This window comes from Arthrobacter sp. SLBN-53 (genome assembly GCF_006715585.1).
GTDB lineage: Bacteria > Actinomycetota > Actinomycetes > Mycobacteriales > Mycobacteriaceae > Mycobacterium > Mycobacterium neoaurum_A.
Window position 1 is genome coordinate 2,614,553 of sequence record NZ_VFNN01000001.1, and the last position, 17,808, is coordinate 2,632,360.

The window sequence follows — 17,808 nt, forward strand, 5'->3', positions numbered from 1 at the left end:
CTCAGGCCGTTGGTTTGCGGAAGTAGAGGGCGACGCTCTTGCCGATCAGCGGATTCAACGCGGCCTCGGCCTGCTTGGTGACCCATGGCCGGCTCATCATGTCCCACACCAGCAGCTTGTGATACGCGGTCACCACCGGGTGATCGGGCTTGTCCACGCCGACAGCACATTTGAGCCACCAGAACGGCGAGTGCAGCGAATGCGCATGCTCACTGTGGGTGAAATGCATTCCCCGGCCGGTGATCTTGTCGCGCAACTCGTCGGCCTTGTAGATGCGGATATGGCCGCCCTCGTTGGCGTGATACTCGTCCGAGAGCATCCAGCAGACCTTTTCCGGGAGCCAGCGCGGCACCGTGATCGCCAGCGCGCCGCCGGGTTTGAGGACCCGGACCAACTCGGCGATTGCCGCGTCGTCGGCGGGTACGTGCTCCAGGATCTCCGAGGCGATCACACAGTCGAAGGTTCCGTCGGCGTAGGGCAGGTCGAGAGCATCACCCTTGACGGCCTCGGCACGTGCCGAGGCCGGAGCCTCACCCTGCTCCTTCATCGCGGTCAGGATCGCGTCGACGTCATTGAGATCCTCGACGCTCTGGTCGAAGGCGACGACGTCCGCACCCCGCCGGTAGGCCTCGAAGGAATGCCGTCCGGCCCCGCAACCGACATCGATGACCGATGTCCCCGGGCCGATACCAAGTCTGTCGAAATCGACGGTCAGCACGCAGTGCGTCCTTTCTGAATTCTCTGGGCGGCTCGCTGGTAAACCGCGACGGTCTGTGCCGCAACGGATTCCCAGCTGAACACCTCGACGGCCCGGCGACGGCCGGCCGCGCCTAGGCGCTGCCGCTCGGCAGGCGAATCGAGCAGTTCACCGAGCACGGTGGTCAATTGATCGACATCGGCGGGCGGCACCAACCTGGCGCACTCGCCCTCGGCTCCCAGCACCTCGGGCAACGCGCCCGCCCGGCTGGCGACGATCGGGGTACCACTTGCCATCGCCTCGACGGCGGGCAGCGAGAAACCCTCGTACAACGAAGGGATGCAGGCGATCTCGGCCGAGGCCAACAAGCCGGCAAGATCCTCGTCGGACAATCCGCTGGAGATGTGCACGATATCGGAGATGCCCAGTTCGGCGATGAGCTTCTCGGTCGGACCGTTGGGCTCGAGCTTGGACACCAGCTGCACATCGAGGTTGTGGTGGGCGCGCAGCCGGGCCACCGCATGCAACAGATTCCCGACGCCCTTGAGCGGCACGTCGGCGCTGGCGATGGCGATGATGCGCCCGGGAACCCGCGTCGGCGACGGTGTGAACAGATCGGTGTCCACCCCCAGCGGCACCACGTGCAGCTGGTCGGCGCTCACCCCGAAATCCTCGGCGATATCGGCCGCCGACGTCGAGGAGACCGTCAGCAGTTCGGGGATGGCGCGCGCGACCTTCTTCTGCGTCTCGGCAAAGGCATACCACCGCCGGACCAGCGGCTTGCGCCACCACGGCGCGGCGGCCACCTCCAGGACCCGGTCCCTGGTGATCGGATGGTGCACCGTGGCAACGACAGGCAATCCCATGTCCGCGATGCCCAGCAGCGCCGATCCCAGGCTCTGGTTGTCGTGCACGACATCGAACTCGTCGCCGCGCTCGGCCATGATCCGCTTGACCCGCATACAGAACGTCTTGGGCTCGGGGAATCCGGCCGTCCACATGGTCAGCAGTTCGAGCACGTCGATGTGATCGCGGATCTCACGCGGGTGCGGAACCCGGAACGGATCGGGCTCGCGGTAGAGGTCCAGGCTGGGCACCTTGGTGAGCCGGACCCGCGGGTCGAGGCCCTCCGGATAGGGCTGACCGGAGAACACCTCGACCTGGTGGCCGAGCTCGGCAAGGCCTTGGGACAGGTACCTGACGTAGACGCCCTGCCCACCGCAATGGGTCTTGCTGCGATAGGAGAGAAGAGCGATACGCACGTCAGCTCAATCCGCTGAACTGCGGCGCAGGCATGCTGGACATGTGTCCAGACTATAGTTCGACCCGCTGGGGGGCGCAACGCGGCCCGGGTCGGATCGGTAGCACGAAAGCGAACGGTCTGCCGAAGCCGAGGCCCTCCAGTTGCGCTTGCCGGACAGCCGAGACGGTGACCTCGCGCAGTTCGCCGGACGCCGGATCGAAACAGCGCAACCGTTCTCCGGTCACCGACACGATCAGGACCCAGTGCCGCGGGATGAGGTGTCCGATCAGCATCGGCACCGGAGCGCCGGCCCGCACGGTGTCCAGCACATCAGCCAGCCCATCGGCCAGCCCATCTGCCCCGGCACCCACCCGCCCGGGTAGCAGACCGCGTGCGATCCGCCAGCGACAAGGCACCCCGCAGCGGTCCGCGATGGCGGCGGCCAGACCCGGCGGGGTCATCCCCAGCCGCCGCGGCCAGACCCGGTTCACCAGCCGATGCACCATGTCCTGTTCGGTGCCGAACCAGCCGGGACCCGTCTGCAGCCGCGACCGGTAACCGTCGTCCAGCAACGCGGCGGCGACCACCGCGACGGTGGGACCGCAGCTGATGCTGTCGCGTTGCCGTAGGCGATAACCGGCGAGCTTCATCGACACCGAGGCTAATCGTGACCCGGTACCCCTGGTTTCGGATAACCGATTCTGGCAACATTACCGGCCGGTAAGAACGTCGACGGCGACTCAATCGGGGGTGCAGATGGCAGGCACGTTGTCAGTCTTGGCAGTGGAGGCCACCGAGGGTGGTGGCGCCGCGCTGGACCAGATCATCGGTATCTCGATCGCGACCGCCATCATCACCGCGGGGCTGCTGTGGATCGGCATCCTGCACCGCACCCGCCGGATCACCTGGCTGGGCAACCTCGGCGACAAGGTCGGCGCCAAGATGAACCGGCCCGCCTGGGTGGCCCTGCCGACACTGCTGTTCACCTCGACGATCATCTGCGCCATGTTCGGCTTCATCTGGGATGTCAGCCTGCACATCGGCAAGGGCCGCGACTCCGGCCCGTTGGCCAACCCGGCGCACTACTTCATCCTGGTCGGACTGTTCCTGCTGTTCATCGCCGGTTCGATGGCGATCATCCTGCCCCACGAGAAGCCCGGGCCGGCGGCCATCAAGATCACCAGGACCTGGTACGCCCCGGTCGGCGGAGTCCTGATGGCTGCCTGCGGTCTGTACGCGCTCATCGGCTTCCCGCTCGATGACGTCTGGCACCGCATCTTCGGCCAAGACGTCACCCTCTGGGGGCCGACGCATCTGATGTTGATCGGCGGTGCCGGCCTGTCCCTGGTCGCCGTGCTGCTGCTCGAACACGAGGGCCGGCTCGCCTCGGGGACCGCGGCCGACGACAGCTCGCTGCCGACGGTGCTGCGGTACTTCGCCTTCGGCGGCCTGGTCATCGGCATGTCGGTCTTCCCCGTCGAATACGACTTCGGCATCGAGCAGTTCCGGCTGGTCCTGCACCCCATGCTGGTCGCCGCGGCGGCCGCACTGGCACTCATCGCCGCGCGGATCACCATGGGACGCGGCGCGGCCATCGCGGCCGTGCTGTTCGCCCTACTGATCCGCGGCATCGTCGCCGTGGCCGTCGGCCCGGTGCTCGGGGCGCCCTACAGCTGGTTCGCGCTGTACCTCGGCCCGGCCCTGGTGGTCGAGGCGCTGGCACTCACCCCATTGATCAAGCGGCCCATCGTGTTCGGCGCGGTGGCCGGTGCCGCCATCGGGACCGTCGGGCTGTGGCTGGAGTCCTTCTGGATCGACGCCGTCTTCATGTATCCGTGGCCCACCTCGATGTGGACCGAGACCGTGATCACCGCCGCGCCCGTCGCCGTTTTGATGGGCATGTGCGGCGCGCTGCTGGGCATCGTGCTCACCGGGCGACCGCTGCCCAAACGCGCGGTGAGCATCGGCATCATCGTGGCGACCGTGCTGACCATCGGCGCTGCCGTGGGCAACGGGTTGAACATCTCGGTGCCGCAGAACGCCAGCGCGCAGATCACCCTGACCGAACTTCCCAGCCCCGCCGGCCAGCGGCTGGTCAGCGCCGATATCCGCGTCACCCCCGCCGATCTGATCAGTGAGGACCCCGAATGGGTGTCGATGCTGTCCTGGCAGGGCGGACTGGACAACGAGCGCGGACTGGTGGTCGACCACCTGGAGCGGCTCGGGCCCGGGCACTACCGCACCACCCGCCCGATGCCGGTGTGGGGCACCTGGAAAACACTGGTCCGTGTCCAGGACGGCCGGACCATGGCCGCCGTGCCCGTGTTCCTGCCCGCCGACCCGGGTATCGGTGCCACCGAACTGCCCGCCGAGCGGTCGATCGATCGGCCGTTCGTCCAGGAGATCGAGATCCTGCAGCGCGAGCGCAACCTGGAGGTGCCGAGCTGGCTGTTCACCGCGGCCTCCCTGGTGGTCCTGCTGTGCTCGCTCATCCTCATCGCGGCATTGAGCTGGGGTGCGGGCCGGATCAACGACCGGGAGATGCGGGTGGACGCCTAATCGACACCCAAACATCCGGTGCCACAACACTGAACACGTCGATGACCTATCTGGCCGACCATTCACTGCTGTTGGCGCTGCCGGCTTTTGCGCCTGCGGTCGTGGTCGCGGGCGTCGTCGCCTATGTGGCGATCCGGGACCGGCGCACCCCCGACGATGACGAAGACACCGACGAGGAGAGGACGTAGTTTGCGGTCACTGATCGTGTTGGCCACCGCGGCACTGGTATCGGTGGGTTGCAGCAGCCGGCCACCCGACCGTCCCGAGGAGACGGCCCAGCCCGCCGCGTCCGCGGTCCCGACCCTGACCGACCAGCAGGCGGCACCGGAGCAGGTGCTGCTCGAGGTCACCATCGCCGGCGGCCAGGTCACCCCGACCAATCAACAGCTGCGGGCCCGTGTCGGTGAGCCGATACTGATCCGGGTCACCAGCGACACACCCGACGAACTGCACGTCCACGCCACCCCCGAACACTCCTTCGAAGTGAAATCCGGTCCGGCACAGACGTTCCAGTTCACCGTCGAGGTGCCCGGAAAGGTCGACGTGGAACTGCACGAGGCGCATCGGGTCGTCGCGACCATCGCGGTGCAGTGACCGTACTGGCGCACGGGCTGGGCGGCTCGACCGACCTGCCCATCCCGTTCACCTACGCGCTGCTCGGCGCCGCCTGGACACTCACCTTCACCTTCGCCCTGGTCGCACTGGCTTGGCGCACACCGCGATTCGATGCCGACGCGCCGGGACGTCCGCTGCCCGACATGGTGACCCGCGTCGTGGACTCGGCCATCACCCGCTGGGGGCTGGCCGGCGCCGGTGTCGCGTTCACCGTCTGGGTCGCCGTCGCGGCCGTGACCGGTCCGCAGGATTCCCGCAATGCCCTGCCCGGGGTGTTCTACGTGCTGCTGTGGGTCGGATTGGTGGCGTTGTCGGTGCTGTTCGGCCCCGTCTGGCGGGTGCTGTCGCCGGCCCGCACCCTCGCACGCCTGCTGGGCGTGCGTGGTGCCCGCATCACCTACCCGGCCCGGCTGGGCTACTGGCCGGCAGCGGCCGGGTTGTTCGCCTTCGTCTGGCTGGAGCTGGCCAGTCCCGACCCCGGATCGCTTCCGGCGGTGAAGATCTGGCTGCTGGTGTACTTCGGGATCACCATGGTCGGTGCGCTCGGGTGCGGGCAGCGCTGGTGTGCGCGAGCCGACCCGTTCGAGGTGTACAGCATGGTGGCCTCGCGGTGCGCACCGTGGCGGCGCAACCCGGACGGCCGCATCGCTATCGGTAACCCGTTCGACCGGCTGCTATCGCTACCGGTCCGCCCGGGCATCGTTGCCGTGCTGGCGGTTCTGCTGGGCTCCACGGCCTTCGACAGCTTCTCGGCCATCCCGGGATGGCGCAACTTCGTCGACGCGCACGCCGACGGACAATGGGGAGCCAGCGCCGTCAAGACGGCCGGGCTGGCGGTCTTCGTCGTCACCGTCGGCGTGACGTTCAGTCTGGCGGCCGCGGCCACCGGTGGTGTGGACCGCGCGCGGCGCAGGCAACTGCCGGGTTTGATGGCGCACTCGCTGATACCGATCGTCATCGGATACGTGTTCGCCCACTACCTGACCTACCTGATCGAGAAGGGTCAGCAGACGGTGCACGCGCTGCTCGGGCTGCAGGACGCGCAGGTCTATTACCTGCTGTCCATGCACCCGTCACTGCTGGCATCGCTCAAGGTGGGCTTCGTGCTGCTCGGGCATGTGGCGGGGGTGGTGGCCGCGCACGACCGCGCGCTGCGGGTACTGCCCAAGGGGCATCAGATGACCGGGCAGCTGGCGATGATGCTGGTCATGGTGGGCTACACGTTCCTCGGGCTCTATCTGCTCTTCGGCGGCTGAGCAGTACGGTTGTCTGCATGCGTGCGCTGATCGTGGTGGATGTGCAGAAGGATTTCTGTGAGGGCGGATCGTTGGCCGTCGAAGGTGGTGCCGCCGTCGCCGGTGCCATCACCGGCCTGCTCACCGGTCACGACTACGACCATGTGGTCGCGACCATGGATTTCCACATCGATCCCGGTGAGCATTTCTCCGATACCCCGGACTACCGGGTGTCCTGGCCTCGGCACTGCGTGGTCGGCACCCCCGGAGTGGACTTCCACGAAAATCTCGACCCCGCCGCGGTCGAGGCGGTGTTCACCAAGGGTGAGTTCTCGGCCGCCTACAGCGGTTTCGAGGGCACCGATGCCGATGGCACTTCGCTGACCGATTGGCTGGCCCGCCGCGGTGTGGACGCCGTGGACGTGGTGGGTATCGCCACCGACTACTGCGTGCGGGCGACCGCGCTGGACGCCGCTGCCGCCGGGTTGCGCACGCGCGTGCTGCTACCGCTGTGCGCGGGAGTCGCCGCGGACACCACAGCCGAGGCGGTGACCCTGCTACGGGCGCGCGGCGTCGAGGTCACCGAGTAGGGTCCGCGGTGCCGTAGTCCGACAGCTGCCCGATCAGTTCTTCGGCATAGGCCAGGTTCCGGGCCAACTTCGCGGACGCCTGCCGGGCACGCTCATGGCAGTCGGCCAGGTGATGCCTGGCTTGGGTTTGCCGTTCTGGGTCCGACGACACGTCACCGATCACGGCGAGGGCGTCGAGCAGCTCACGCATCTCTTCGAGCGTGAAGCCCAGGGGCTTCATCCGCCGAATCGACAGCAGGCGATCGATATCTCCGGCGGTGTAGAGCCGGAAACCACCGGCTGAACGCGCCGAGGGGGTCACCAGACCGACTTCGTCATAATGTCGGATCGTCTTGATGGACAACTCGGTTCGGGCAGCGACATCGCCAATCTGTAAAAGCTCGCCCACGCTACGCCCCCTAGTGGGCGGACTCCATGCGACCACTGAGGCGGGCATGGCGCTGCGCACTGTTGTCGTTCATCCCGATGATGGTGACATTCTTACCCTTGGCCGCGTACTTGGTGGTGATCGCATCCAGGGTGGCCACCGTCGAGGCATCCCAGATGTGCGCCTGACTCATGTCTATGACGATGTTTCGCGGGTCGGCTTCGTAGTCGAACTGGTATATGAGGTCGTTGCTCGATGCGAAGAAGAGCTCGCCCCGGACAGCGTAGACGCGGGTGTCCGCATCGCTCCCGGCATCGGAGTCCGACATCTCGACAACCTCGGTCAGGTGTGCGACGCGGCGGGCGAACAACACCATGGCGGTCAATGTCCCGACCCCGACCCCATAGGCGAGATTGTCGGTGGCCACCGTGACCGCGACCGTCGCCAGCATGACGGCAGTTTCGCTCTTGGGCATGCGACGCAACGTCTTCGGGTGCACGCTGTGCCAGTCGAGAGTGGCCACCGACACCATGATCATCACGGCGACCAGGGCAGCCATCGGAATCTGCGCGACCAGGTCACCGAGGCCGACAACGAGGGCGAGCAGGAACGCGCCGGCCAGGAAGGTGGAGATCCGGGTACGGGCACCCGAGACCTTGACGTTGATCATGGTCTGGCCGATCATCGCGCAACCGCCCATGCCACCGAACAGACCGGTGACCACATTGGCCACCCCCTGACCGATTGCCTCACGCGACTTGTTCGAGGGCGTGTCGGTGATGTCGTCGACGAGTTTGGCCGTCATGAGCGACTCCAGCAGACCCACCACCGCCATGGTCAACGCGTAGGGCGCGATCACCCCCAATGTCTGCCAGGTCCACGGCACCTCCGGAATCAGCAGCGACGGCAGGCTGGAAGGAAGCTGCCCCTCGTCGCCGACGTTCGGCACCGACCAGCCCAGTCCGATCGTGGCAGCGGTCAGCACGACGATCGCCACCAGTGGGGCGGGGATCGCGGTGGTGATCCTGGGCAGCAGGATCATCAGCAATATCCCGACCGCGACCATCGGATACACCAGCCACGGAACACCGAGCAGGTGCGGAACCTGGGAGACAAAGATCAGGATGGCCAGCGCGTTGACGAATCCGACCATGACGCTGCGCGGGATGAACCGCATCAGACGGGCCACCCCCAGGCCGCCGAGGATCACCTGGATGACACCCGCCAGCAGCACCGCCGCGATGAGGTGATCCAACCCGTGGCTGCGCACCAAGGGCGCCACCACCAGCGCGACAGCTCCCGTCGCGGCGCTGATCATCGCCGGTCGGCCACCCACCAGGGCGATGGTGACCGCCATGGTGAACGAGGCGAACAGTCCGACCCGTGGGTCGACGCCGGCGATGATGGAGAACGAGATCGCCTCGGGAATCAATGCCAACGCAACCACCAGGCCGGCGAGGACCTCGGTGCGCAGCCGTCGCGGTGAGCGCAATGCGGCCAGTACAGACTGTTCCCGCGCAGGGGTGATGGGCACGAGGGACTCCTCGAGAAGCTGGTGATGTGGTGCGCCACGCTGCGCCAGAAGTGTTGGACGGAAACACTGTTCGCGTCCGCCTCGCCAACCCTACCCCGAGGGGAGAGTTGCGGGGAAATCGGCGCGTCGGATCGACCGGCCGGCCCGTCCGTCATCGCGCATGCAGATAGCTCTGTAACAGAGGTAATGTGTGGGCCATGCGCACCCGCACCGATCTGGCCGGCGAACTGTTCGGCGTGGTCGGACGATTCCGTCGCCAGCTGCGCCGATCCACAAAAGGCACGGCAGGCGGATTCGACCACGACGGTCTGACCCAGTCACAGACCGAGCTGTTGCGACTCGTCGGCCGCCGCCCGGGGGTATCGGTGCGCGACGCGGCCGCCGAGCTCTGCCTGGCCGCCAACACCGCCTCCACGTTGGTCTCCCGGCTGGCCGCCGACGACCTGTTGATCCGTTCGGTGGACAGCAGCGACCGCCGGGTGGGCCGGTTGCGGCTCGCTCCCGCCGCGCAGCAGATCGCCGACTGGTCCCGCGATGCCAGACGCACCGCACTGGCGGGGGCGCTGGACCGACTCGACGACGACCAGATCGCCGCGCTCACCGCCGGACTGGACGTCCTCACCGAGCTCACCCGGATCCTGCAGGAGGACAACACATGACCCCGCCTGCCATCGACTGTCGCGGACTCACTCATCGCTACGGCAAGTTCACCGCAGTGGACGAGCTGGATCTGCTGGTCCGACCGGGTGAGACGGTGGGCCTGCTCGGGCCCAACGGGGCCGGCAAGACCACCGCGATCCGCGTACTGACCACCCTCACCCCGATCCAGGATGGGCAGGTCCACATCTTCGGCCTGGACGCCCGCCGCGACACCATGGACATCCGTTACAACATCGGCTATGTGCCGCAACAACTCTCGATCGAGGCGGCGCTGACGGGTCGGCAAAACGTCGAATTGTTCGCCCGCCTCTACGATATCGGGCGCCGGGATCGCGCCGCCCGGGTGACCGAGGCGATCGAGGCCATGGGACTCTCCGCGGTCGCCGACAAACCCGCGGGCAGCTTCTCCGGCGGTATGGTGCGTCGTCTCGAGCTCGCGCAGGCACTGGTGAACCGTCCCTCGCTGCTGCTCCTCGACGAACCGACCGTCGGTCTGGATCCGATTGCCCGCGACAGTGTCTGGGACCAGGTCGAACGTATGCAGCAGGACTTCGGGATGGCGGTGTTGCTGACGACGCACTACATGGGCGAGGCGGACGCCCTGTGCGATCGGGTGGTCCTGATGCACCACGGCCGGCTGCAGGCCGAAGGCACCCCGTCCGAACTGAAGTCGACCGTCGGCAAGGACGCCACCCTGGAGGACGTGTTCCGCCACTATGCCGGCTCGGACCTCGACAACGCGGCGCAGGCCGGCCTGCGTGAGGTCCGCGCCGCCCGAAGGACGGCCCGCCGTGTCGGTTGATATCCCCGTACCCCTGGTCCGGGACCCGCGCGGCTGGCGCCGGATACCCGGAATCGGCTCGCGGATGGGCGCATTCGCCCTCGTCGAGGTGCAGAAGCTGCGGCACGACCGCACCGAGTTGTTCACCCGTATGGTGCAGCCCGCCCTGTGGCTGATCATCTTCGGGCAGACCTTCAACCGGCTCGGCGTCATCGACACCGGCGGCGTGCCGTATCTGGCGTTCCTGGCACCGGGGATCATCGCGCAGTCGGCACTGTTCATCTCGATCTTCTATGGCATCCAGATCATCTGGGACCGCGATGCGGGCATCCTCGCCAAACTGATGGTCACTCCGGCACCACCGTCGGCCCTGATCACCGGGAAGGCGTTCGCCGCCGGGGTGCGTTCGGTGGTGCAGGTCATCGGTGTCGTCGCGCTGGCGTATGTGATCGGTGTGCACATGACGGTGAACCCGTTGCGCATCCTCGGCGCGATGGCGGTCGTGATGCTCGGCTCGGCGTTCTTCGCCTGCCTGTCGATGTCGCTGGCCGGGCTGGTGCGCAACCGGGACCGACTGATGGGCATCGGCCAGGCCATCACCATGCCGCTGTTCTTCGCCTCCAATGCGCTGTACCCGGTGGAGGTCATGCCCCAGTGGTTACGCTGGCTGTCGGCGGTCAATCCCCTGAGCTATGAAGTGAATGCCCTGCGCGGCCTGCTGATCGGAACGCCCACCAATGCGGCGTTGGACATCGCGGTGCTGGTCGGGTCGGCGGCGCTCGGAGTGCTCACCGCATCGGCACTGCTGCGCCGGCTGGTGCGTTAGTTGCCCAGCAACCGGTCCAGTGCACCCAGCGGGATCGGCAGCCAGGTCGGGCGGTAGCGCGATTCGTAGCCCACCTCATAGACCGCCTTGTCCAGCTCATAGGCCAACAACACACCGGCCGAATCCCACGGATTGAGTCCGCCGACCGAGGCATACCCGTCGCAGAAAGCCTTGCGGTTGCGCTGAACCCACTCGCGGGCGGCCACCTCGAGGTCGGCATCCTGGACCGCCAGCAACCGTTGCGAGGCAACGTAATCGTAGGAGCGCAGCATTCCCGCCACATCTCGCAGCGGGGAGTCCGGGCGACGGCGCTCGGCCAGCGGCTGCCCGGGTTCGCCCTCGAAATCGATGATCAGCCAGCCGGCGGGCGTGTGCAACACCTGACCGAGGTGCAGGTCGCCGTGGACGCGCTGTTGCGGGGTCGGCTCGTCGGCGACCTGCCGATAGCACTGCTCGATCTGGGCGAGGCGTGCGGCGACCTCGGGCACCGACGACGCCACCGACCGGGCCCGATCGATCAGCGTCTGTGCCGGGAACGCGGTCATCCGGCTGCCGAGGGTCTCGGCCAAGGACAGGTGCACCGAGGCCACCGCCTCACCGAGCAGGAGTGACTCCTGCACGAAATCCGCTTCCGCCGAACGCAAATCCTCGGTGCGCCGCTCGGCCACCGACCAGCCGTCGGATGATCCCGCGGCGAAGACGCTCACCATGCCCAGCGTGTACTGCTCACCGTTCCAGGCGATTTCATAGGAGCCGAGCAGTGCGGTGATATGCGGATTACCGGCCAGCGCCCGGGTCAGTTCGATATCGGGGTTGATCCCGGGGGTCAACCTGCGGAATGCCTTCATGATCGAGTGGTCGCCGAACACCACGCTGGTGTTCGACTGTTCGGCGCCCATGCTGCGCACCGGTGTCGCCGGACCCCACTGGGCGTCGGGTTCGGCCGAGAAGCTGACCGGTCCGATCGTGGCGGATTCGCCGATCAGCCCCAGCAGTCGGCCGGCCACCTCGGGATCGGTGAGGGCGTCGTATCCGGTGCGGCCGGCATCGGTGCCGATCGCGGTGTGCTCGGCGCCGGAGTCCCAGCGCACCATCACCTGATAGCGATCGACGGACCCGTCGGCGTAGTCGACTTCGAGCAGGACCAGGTCGAGGTCCTCGCCGAGTGGCACCACCGTCGGGCGGACGTCGGTCAGGTCGCGGCCGCGCCCGCCGTACCACCGCTGTCGGGGTAGCCACTGGGCGAACGGCAAGGTCATCGCTTCTCCAACGTAGTCGCGGGGCGGCCCGGATGCCGTCCCCTTCCACCCTCGTACCCGACTGTGCGTCCGCGTACACCCGCCCCGGGTTTCGGTAGGGTGCCGCTATGGCTGATCTGCGCGACCACGGCGATCCGGGCGACGCCCCGTCGATCCCGCCACCGACGGCCCCGGTGAGCGACGCCACCCGCCCGTCGGCTGCGGAGGAGGCGCGCACCATCGCGGCGTCCACCAATACCGCGACGCTGGCCACCCTGACCTCCGACGGTGATCCGTGGGCATCCTTCGTCACCTACGGTCTGCACGAGGGCGCACCGGTGCTGTGCGTGTCCAACCTCGCCGAACACGGCCGCAACCTCGCCGGTGACCAGCGGGCCAGCATCGCCATCGTCGCCCCCGAGACGCCGGACGACCCGCTGGCATCGGGTCGCATCACGCTGGCCGGCGTGGCCGTCCGGCCCACCGGCGCCGCGCTGGACGCCGCCCGGCAGGCCCACCTCGACGCGGTTCCCGCCGCCAAGTACTACATCGACTACAGCGATTTCACGCTGTGGGTGCTCGACGTACAGCGGGTGCGCTGGGTCGGTGGCTACGGCCGGATGGATTCCACCACCGGGGCGCAGTACACCGCCGCCGCACCCGACCCCGTCGCGCCGCATTCCGCGGGCGCCATCGCCCACCTCAACGCCGACCACGCCGATGCGCTGACGGCCATGGCCAGAGCGCTCGGTGGATATCCCGATGCCACCGCCGCGACCTGCACCGGGGCCGACCGATACGGCCTCGACCTGCGGGTGGACACGCCCCGCGGAATCGCCTACACCCGGGCCGGTTACCTCAAGCCCATCGATGGCATCGGTGAGTTGCGCGCGGCCGCAGTGGAACTGACGCGGCGGGCCCAGCGGGGCTGAACCGTTCTCACACCGCCCCTGCGCGGTGCAATACGATCGCCGTATGCAACGTCCGGACAGCTGGCAGGCCGCCTTCGATCTGATTCGCACCCGCGCCCACGAGCGGCGCGAGGAGCCGTTCAAACTGGTCAGCGGCCAGCTGAGCCATGACTACATCGACGGCAAGCACGCCATCGACAACGGTGAGCGGCTCGCCACCGTCAGCCGCGCCGTCGCCGATCTGGCCGCCGCACACGGTATCGAGTTCGACGCGGTCGGCGGGTTGACCATGGGCGCCGATCCGTTGGCCCACGGCATCGCGATGGTCACCGGAGCGGCGTGGTTCTCGGTCCGCAAGGAACAGAAGCAACGCGGCCGCGAACAGTGGATCGAGGGCACCCGACTGTCCCCCGGTGACCGCGTTCTGCTGGTCGACGATGTGATCAGCACCGGCGGATCGACCAAGAAGGCCTACGACCGGGTGCTGGAGGTCGGTGTGACGGTCACCGGGGTGATCCCGATGGTGGACCGCGGTGATGTCGCGGCCGAATTGTTCGGCGGTCTCGGTGTACCCTTCGCGGCCCTGGTCTCCTATCGGGACCTCGGCATCGACCCGGTCAAGGCCGTCTGACCCGCGACCGCTACTCTGCGCCGCCTACTCGGCGACGACTACTCTGCGCCGCCTACTCGGCGACGACTACTCTGCGCCGCCTACTCGGCGACGACGAGCACGCCGCTCGGTTCCAGCCCCACGGTGACCCGATCGCCCGGCGCGAACGCCCGTGCCGCCGAACTGTTCATCTGGGCGTAGAGCGCCGCGCCGTCCGCCGACGTCACACTGACCCGGGATATCGCGCCGAGGAACGACACCGCGACCACCGTCGCCTGCCCCGCCGGATCGGCCTGCACGGTCACCGATTCCGGGCGCACCATCGCCACTCCGGCGCCGTCCACCGAGCCGGGCAGCGCGGGGACCGAAACGCCGAGCAGGCCGGCCGTGCCGCCGGACACCGTGGCCGCCACCTTGTTGCTGAGCCCGACGAAATCCGCGACGAATGGGGTTGCCGGGTGGGCGTAGAGCTCGGCCGGGACCGCCAGCTGCTCCAACCGGCCGGCGTTCATCACGCCCACCCGGTCGGCAACGGCCAGCGCCTCCTCCTGGTCATGGGTGACGAACAGCGTCGTCGTCCCCACCTCCAGCTGCACCCGGCGGATCTCGTCACGCAGCTGGATCCGCACCTTGGCGTCCAGCGCCGAGAGCGGCTCGTCGAGCAGCAGCACCCGCGGACGCACCGCCAGCGCACGGGCCAGCGCCACCCGCTGCTGCTGACCGCCGGACAACTCGTCGGCATAGCGCCCCGACTGGGCAGACAACCCGACCAGCTCCAGCATCTCGGCCGCCCGCGACCGCCGTTCGCCGGCACCCACCCCGCGCATCTTCAGCCCGAAGGCGACGTTGTCGAGCACCGTCAGATGCGGGAACAGGCTGTAGGCCTGGAACACCATCCCCATATCGCGCTTGTTCGCCGGCACCCCGGTGATATCGCGGCCGTCGACGAGCACCGATCCCGACGTCGCCTCCTCGAGGCCGGCCAGGATGCGCAGCGCGGTGGTCTTGCCACAGCCCGACGGCCCCAGCAGGGCCACCAGCTCCCCCGGTTCGATCCGCAGGTTCAGCCCGTCCAGGGCGTTCACCGTCCCGAAAGTGCGTGTCAGGTCCCGTAATTCAACAGCCACGCTCATGAGTGTCCGCGCCGCCTCTTCCGTCCGGTCAGCAACGACAGCCCCAACAGCAGCCCGAAGCCGAAGATCAACGTGGCCAGCGATGCCGCCACCGATGTCGGGCCGTCACTTCGGCCGAGTTCGACGATCTGCACCGGCAGCGTCTGGAATCCGGACAGTGAGGCCACGGTGTACTCGCCGAGCACCACGGCGATCGAGATGAAGGCCGCCGACAGGATGCCGGTGCCGATATTGGGCACGATCACCCGCACGATGGTCGACGTCCAGCCCGCCCCCAGCGACCGGGCCGCCTCCGACAACGTCCGCAGATCGATCGCCGACAGCGCCGAATCCAGCGCCCGGTAGGCGAACGGCAACACCAGCACGATGTAGACGAATGTCAGCGTCAGCGCCGACTCACCGAGCAGGTAGGTCACCCACAGGTACACGTTGCGCAGCCCGACGACCACCACCAACGCGGGAATCGTCAACGGCAGCAGGCACAGGAACTCCACCAACCGATTCGCCCACGGGGCACGCAGCCGAACCCAGATCATGGTGGGGACCAGCAGCGCCAGCATGGCCGCCACGGTCAGTACCGCCAGCAGCAGCGAGGTGACGATCGCGGTCAGCAGCGCCTCATCGGTGACCAGATTCGACCAGGCCGCCATGGTGCGGCCGCCGCCGAACGGGTCACGGGTCGCGAAATCGGCCATCGCATAGAGCGGGAACAGGAAGAAGGCACCGAAACCGAGCCACAGCAGGACGCGCACAGGCCGGGTCATCGCAACCACCGGGCGGTCCGGCGCACCAACAGGTTGTAGGCGATCATCACGATGGCGACCACCACGATCATCTCCAAGGCAAGGGCATAGGCCAGCCCGGCCTGACCGAGCACCACCTCACTGGTCAACGCCGCGCGGATCAGCAGCGGCACAATCGGACTGCCCTGACTGACCAATGCCGCCGCGGTGGCATACGCGGCGAATGCGTTGGCGAACAACAGCAGTGTCGAGCCGAGGAAGGCCGGCGTCAGCAAGGGCAGTGCCACCGTCCGCCAGTACTGCCAGGTGCTCGCCCCCAGGCTGACCGCGGCCTCACGCCACTGCGCACGCAGGCCCTCCAGGGCGGGCAGGAACACGATGACCATCAGCGGGATCTGGAAGTAGGTGTACACCAGGATCAATCCCGGCAGGCTGTACAACCAGCCGCCCGGCGCGATGTTCACACTCAACAGGTTCTGCAACCACAGCGTGAGCACACCGTTGATACCCACCGTCGCCAGAAATGCGAAAGCCAATGCCACACCGCCGAACTGAGCCAGCACACTGGACAGGGCCAGCACGGCACGCCGGATCAACGAGCGCGGCGGGCTGCTCAGGATCAGCCAGGCCAGCACCGCGCCGCCGACCGCACCGATCAGCGCGCTCGAAGCCGAGAGCACCAGACTGCGCACCAGCGCGGTCAGCGGCGCCTGGCCGAACAGCGCGCCGACGAGTTCGAGGGAGAACCTGCCGTCCACGACGAAGGCGTTGACGATGACCGTCACGGTCGGGATGAGCAGGAAGACCGTGACCACTGCCAGGAACGGCAGCAGCGGAAGGGCCTGCCGGAGGTAGCGCACTTCTCAGCCGATGGCCTTGGCCCAGTTGGCTTCCAGATATTTCGTCGCGGCCGCGTTCTGCTCGACGGTGACGAAGGTGGCCGCACCGTCGACCGGAGGCAGGGTGCCGTACGTCTCGCGATCGATGGTGCCGTGGGTGACCATCCAGTCCGCGCGAACCGGCCGTGCGCCACCGGCGAGGTACAGGTTCTGCCCCTCGTCGCTGTACAGGAACTCCTGCCACAGCCGCGCTGCCGCGGGATGCGGCGCGTCTTTGTTGATGGCCTGGAAGTAGTAGCCCGCCACGGCCGCATTGGGCGGGATGACGACCTTCCAGCCCGGAACCTTCTTGGACTGTTCGACATTGAGGTAGTCCCAGTCCAGCACCACCGGTGTCTGCCCGGAGGCGATGGTGGCCGGGGTGGGGTCGACCGGCAGGAAGTTGCCCGCCTCGTTGAGTTTCCGGAAGAACTCCACCCCGGGGGCGATGTCATCGGGGGAACCGCCCTGGGACACGGCGACCATCATCACGCCGGAGAACGCGGCCCCGGCCTGTGTCGGATCACCGTTGAGTGCCACCTTGCCCGCGAACTCGGGCTTGAGCAGGTCGTCGACACCGGCGATGGTGGGCACCTTGGTGGAGTCGTAGCCGATGGACATGTAGCCGCCATAGTCGTTGACCCACAGACCGTCTGGATGCTTGAACGAGTCCGATATCTCACCGAAGTGCTCGACTTTATACGGCGCGAACCTGTCGGTGTTGGCCAGTGCCACCGACTGCCCGAGATCGAAGACATCCGGTGCGGTGCTGCGGCCCTTCTGCTGTTCGGCGGCGTTGATCTCCTCCTGGCTGCTGGCACCGGGTTGAGTCGAGTTCACCTTGATGCCGTACTTGTCACCGAAGGTCTTGATGATCTGGCCGTAGTTGGCCCAGTCATCGGGCAGGGCGATGACGTTGAGTTCGCCCTCGGCCTTGGCCGCCTCGATCAGGCCCTGGATACCGCCGAAATCGGCTGCCGAGGTGGCGGTGCGGGCGTTGCTGCCGCCGCCTTCGGTGGCCTGGTCCTTCTCCGGCGGTGCACAGGCGACCAGGCCCGCCCCGACGAGCACCGCCGCGGCGACTGCCATTCCTCGTCGCTGCGTGCGACCGGTCGACGAAATCAACATGTGGGAACCTTCCGATGGGCAGACGACCGGTTGGTGGCCGTGACCTGACATCTCGGTGAA

The 17,808-nt window shown here is 67.6% G+C and carries 20 protein-coding genes; 10 read left to right on the forward strand and 10 right to left on the reverse strand.

Features of this window, described 5'->3' with window-relative positions; genetic code table 11:
- Position 1: 1 nt before the first annotated feature.
- The 3 genes from FBY28_RS12590 to FBY28_RS12600 are packed head-to-tail and all read right to left on the reverse strand — an operon-like array spanning position 2 to position 2,590.
- Positions 2–718, reverse strand: coding sequence for a class I SAM-dependent methyltransferase (locus tag FBY28_RS12590; RefSeq protein ID WP_141867222.1), 717 nt, complete (start codon positions 716–718; stop codon positions 2–4).
- Entirely contained in the window at positions 712–1,959 is a 1,248-nt protein-coding gene (gene manT / locus FBY28_RS12595) for an MMP alpha-(1->4)-mannosyltransferase (RefSeq protein ID WP_141867224.1), read from the reverse strand. Before manT ends, FBY28_RS12590 begins: the two co-directional genes overlap by 7 nt.
- Before the next feature lie 52 nt (positions 1,960–2,011).
- On the reverse strand, positions 2,012–2,590 hold the full coding sequence (locus tag FBY28_RS12600; protein WP_141867226.1) for a hypothetical protein: 579 nt from the start codon (positions 2,588–2,590) through the stop codon (positions 2,012–2,014).
- A gap of 127 nt (positions 2,591–2,717) precedes the next feature.
- On the opposite strand from FBY28_RS12600, the gene FBY28_RS12605 reads away from it, so the two are divergent.
- The 5 genes from FBY28_RS12605 to FBY28_RS12620 are packed head-to-tail and all read left to right on the forward strand — an operon-like array spanning position 2,718 to position 6,939.
- The gene (locus FBY28_RS12605) at positions 2,718–4,499 is read left to right on the forward strand and encodes a hypothetical protein (protein ID WP_216847651.1); all 1,782 of its coding nucleotides are present in this window, start codon (positions 2,718–2,720) and stop codon (positions 4,497–4,499) included.
- 41 nt (positions 4,500–4,540) lie between these two features.
- On the forward strand, positions 4,541–4,687 hold the full coding sequence (locus FBY28_RS25890; protein WP_019510600.1) for a hypothetical protein: 147 nt from the start codon (positions 4,541–4,543) through the stop codon (positions 4,685–4,687).
- A 1-nt stretch (position 4,688) separates the two neighbouring features.
- Positions 4,689–5,093: a putative periplasmic lipoprotein gene (locus FBY28_RS12610; RefSeq protein WP_141867230.1), complete on the forward strand. Its 405-nt coding sequence runs from the start codon at positions 4,689–4,691 to the stop codon at positions 5,091–5,093.
- Positions 5,090–6,370 (forward strand): hypothetical protein, encoded by a 1,281-nt coding sequence (locus FBY28_RS12615; RefSeq protein WP_141867232.1) that lies wholly within the window; start codon positions 5,090–5,092, stop codon positions 6,368–6,370. The genes FBY28_RS12610 and FBY28_RS12615 overlap by 4 nt, the downstream gene beginning before the upstream one ends.
- Positions 6,371–6,387: 17 nt before the next feature.
- On the forward strand, positions 6,388–6,939 hold the full coding sequence (locus FBY28_RS12620) for an isochorismatase family protein (protein WP_141867234.1): 552 nt from the start codon (positions 6,388–6,390) through the stop codon (positions 6,937–6,939).
- Here FBY28_RS12620 and FBY28_RS12625 read toward each other — a convergent pair.
- Together FBY28_RS12625 and FBY28_RS12630 are read right to left on the reverse strand one after the other, a co-directional pair.
- Positions 6,929–7,327: a MerR family transcriptional regulator gene (locus tag FBY28_RS12625; RefSeq protein WP_141867237.1), complete on the reverse strand. Its 399-nt coding sequence runs from the start codon at positions 7,325–7,327 to the stop codon at positions 6,929–6,931. The two genes, FBY28_RS12620 and FBY28_RS12625, sit on opposite strands and share 11 nt — an antisense overlap.
- 10 nt (positions 7,328–7,337) lie before the next feature.
- Positions 7,338–8,840 carry a SulP family inorganic anion transporter gene (locus tag FBY28_RS12630; RefSeq protein WP_141867239.1) on the reverse strand — a complete coding sequence of 501 codons (1,503 nt, stop codon included), beginning with the start codon at positions 8,838–8,840 and terminating at the stop codon, positions 7,338–7,340.
- A 197-nt stretch (positions 8,841–9,037) separates the two neighbouring features.
- Here FBY28_RS12630 and FBY28_RS12635 point away from each other — a divergent pair, with 197 nt between their 5' ends.
- The 3 genes from FBY28_RS12635 to FBY28_RS12645 are packed head-to-tail and all read left to right on the forward strand — an operon-like array spanning position 9,038 to position 11,107.
- Positions 9,038–9,499 (forward strand): MarR family winged helix-turn-helix transcriptional regulator, encoded by a 462-nt coding sequence (locus tag FBY28_RS12635; protein ID WP_141867241.1) that lies wholly within the window; start codon positions 9,038–9,040, stop codon positions 9,497–9,499.
- Positions 9,496–10,302, forward strand: coding sequence for an ABC transporter ATP-binding protein (locus tag FBY28_RS12640; protein WP_141867244.1), 807 nt, complete (start codon positions 9,496–9,498; stop codon positions 10,300–10,302). The genes FBY28_RS12635 and FBY28_RS12640 overlap by 4 nt, the downstream gene beginning before the upstream one ends.
- Positions 10,292–11,107 (forward strand): ABC transporter permease, encoded by an 816-nt coding sequence (locus FBY28_RS12645; protein ID WP_286178005.1) that lies wholly within the window; start codon positions 10,292–10,294, stop codon positions 11,105–11,107. The genes FBY28_RS12640 and FBY28_RS12645 overlap by 11 nt, the downstream gene beginning before the upstream one ends.
- Here the strand turns inward: FBY28_RS12645 and FBY28_RS12650 are convergent.
- Entirely contained in the window at positions 11,104–12,366 is a 1,263-nt protein-coding gene (locus FBY28_RS12650) for a maltokinase N-terminal cap-like domain-containing protein (protein WP_141867246.1), read from the reverse strand. The two genes, FBY28_RS12645 and FBY28_RS12650, sit on opposite strands and share 4 nt — an antisense overlap.
- Before the next feature lie 107 nt (positions 12,367–12,473).
- Between FBY28_RS12650 and FBY28_RS12655 the strand changes: the two genes are divergently transcribed.
- Together FBY28_RS12655 and FBY28_RS12660 are read left to right on the forward strand one after the other, a co-directional pair.
- Positions 12,474–13,277 carry a HugZ family pyridoxamine 5'-phosphate oxidase gene (locus FBY28_RS12655; protein WP_019510590.1) on the forward strand — a complete coding sequence of 268 codons (804 nt, stop codon included), beginning with the start codon at positions 12,474–12,476 and terminating at the stop codon, positions 13,275–13,277.
- Positions 13,278–13,320: 43 nt separating this feature from the next.
- A complete protein-coding gene (locus FBY28_RS12660; protein ID WP_141867248.1) occupies positions 13,321–13,887 on the forward strand; it encodes an orotate phosphoribosyltransferase in 567 nt (188 codons plus the stop codon).
- Positions 13,888–13,967: 80 nt separating this feature from the next.
- Here FBY28_RS12660 and FBY28_RS12665 read toward each other — a convergent pair whose 3' ends face one another.
- Genes FBY28_RS12665 through FBY28_RS12680 form a run of 4 tightly spaced genes read right to left on the reverse strand, consistent with a single transcriptional unit; the run spans position 13,968 to position 17,748 of the window.
- Positions 13,968–14,999 (reverse strand): ABC transporter ATP-binding protein, encoded by a 1,032-nt coding sequence (locus FBY28_RS12665; RefSeq protein WP_141867251.1) that lies wholly within the window; start codon positions 14,997–14,999, stop codon positions 13,968–13,970.
- Positions 14,996–15,763 carry an ABC transporter permease gene (locus FBY28_RS12670; protein WP_141867253.1) on the reverse strand — a complete coding sequence of 256 codons (768 nt, stop codon included), beginning with the start codon at positions 15,761–15,763 and terminating at the stop codon, positions 14,996–14,998. The genes FBY28_RS12665 and FBY28_RS12670 overlap by 4 nt, the downstream gene beginning before the upstream one ends.
- Positions 15,760–16,602, reverse strand: coding sequence for an ABC transporter permease (locus FBY28_RS12675; RefSeq protein WP_141867255.1), 843 nt, complete (start codon positions 16,600–16,602; stop codon positions 15,760–15,762). The genes FBY28_RS12670 and FBY28_RS12675 overlap by 4 nt, the downstream gene beginning before the upstream one ends.
- Positions 16,603–16,605: 3 nt before the next feature.
- Positions 16,606–17,748, reverse strand: a complete 1,143-nt coding sequence (locus FBY28_RS12680) for an ABC transporter substrate-binding protein (RefSeq protein WP_286178007.1) — start codon at positions 17,746–17,748, stop codon at positions 16,606–16,608.
- Between the last annotated feature and the right edge of the window lie 60 nt (positions 17,749–17,808).

Coding starts and splice junctions, on each gene's coding strand:
- FBY28_RS12600 (WP_141867226.1), bottom strand. CDS start 2,590: ATGAAGCTCGCCGGTTATCGCCTACGGCAACGCGACAGCATCAGCTGC.
- FBY28_RS25890 (WP_019510600.1), top strand. CDS start 4,541: ATGACCTATCTGGCCGACCATTCACTGCTGTTGGCGCTGCCGGCTTTT.
- FBY28_RS12620 (WP_141867234.1), top strand. CDS start 6,388: ATGCGTGCGCTGATCGTGGTGGATGTGCAGAAGGATTTCTGTGAGGGC.
- FBY28_RS12635 (WP_141867241.1), top strand. CDS start 9,038: ATGCGCACCCGCACCGATCTGGCCGGCGAACTGTTCGGCGTGGTCGGA.
- FBY28_RS12640 (WP_141867244.1), top strand. CDS start 9,496: ATGACCCCGCCTGCCATCGACTGTCGCGGACTCACTCATCGCTACGGC.
- FBY28_RS12650 (WP_141867246.1), bottom strand. CDS start 12,366: ATGACCTTGCCGTTCGCCCAGTGGCTACCCCGACAGCGGTGGTACGGC.
- FBY28_RS12655 (WP_019510590.1), top strand. CDS start 12,474: ATGGCTGATCTGCGCGACCACGGCGATCCGGGCGACGCCCCGTCGATC.
- FBY28_RS12660 (WP_141867248.1), top strand. CDS start 13,321: ATGCAACGTCCGGACAGCTGGCAGGCCGCCTTCGATCTGATTCGCACC.
- FBY28_RS12665 (WP_141867251.1), bottom strand. CDS start 14,999: ATGAGCGTGGCTGTTGAATTACGGGACCTGACACGCACTTTCGGGACG.
- FBY28_RS12670 (WP_141867253.1), bottom strand. CDS start 15,763: ATGACCCGGCCTGTGCGCGTCCTGCTGTGGCTCGGTTTCGGTGCCTTC.
- FBY28_RS12680 (WP_286178007.1), bottom strand. CDS start 17,748: ATGTTGATTTCGTCGACCGGTCGCACGCAGCGACGAGGAATGGCAGTC.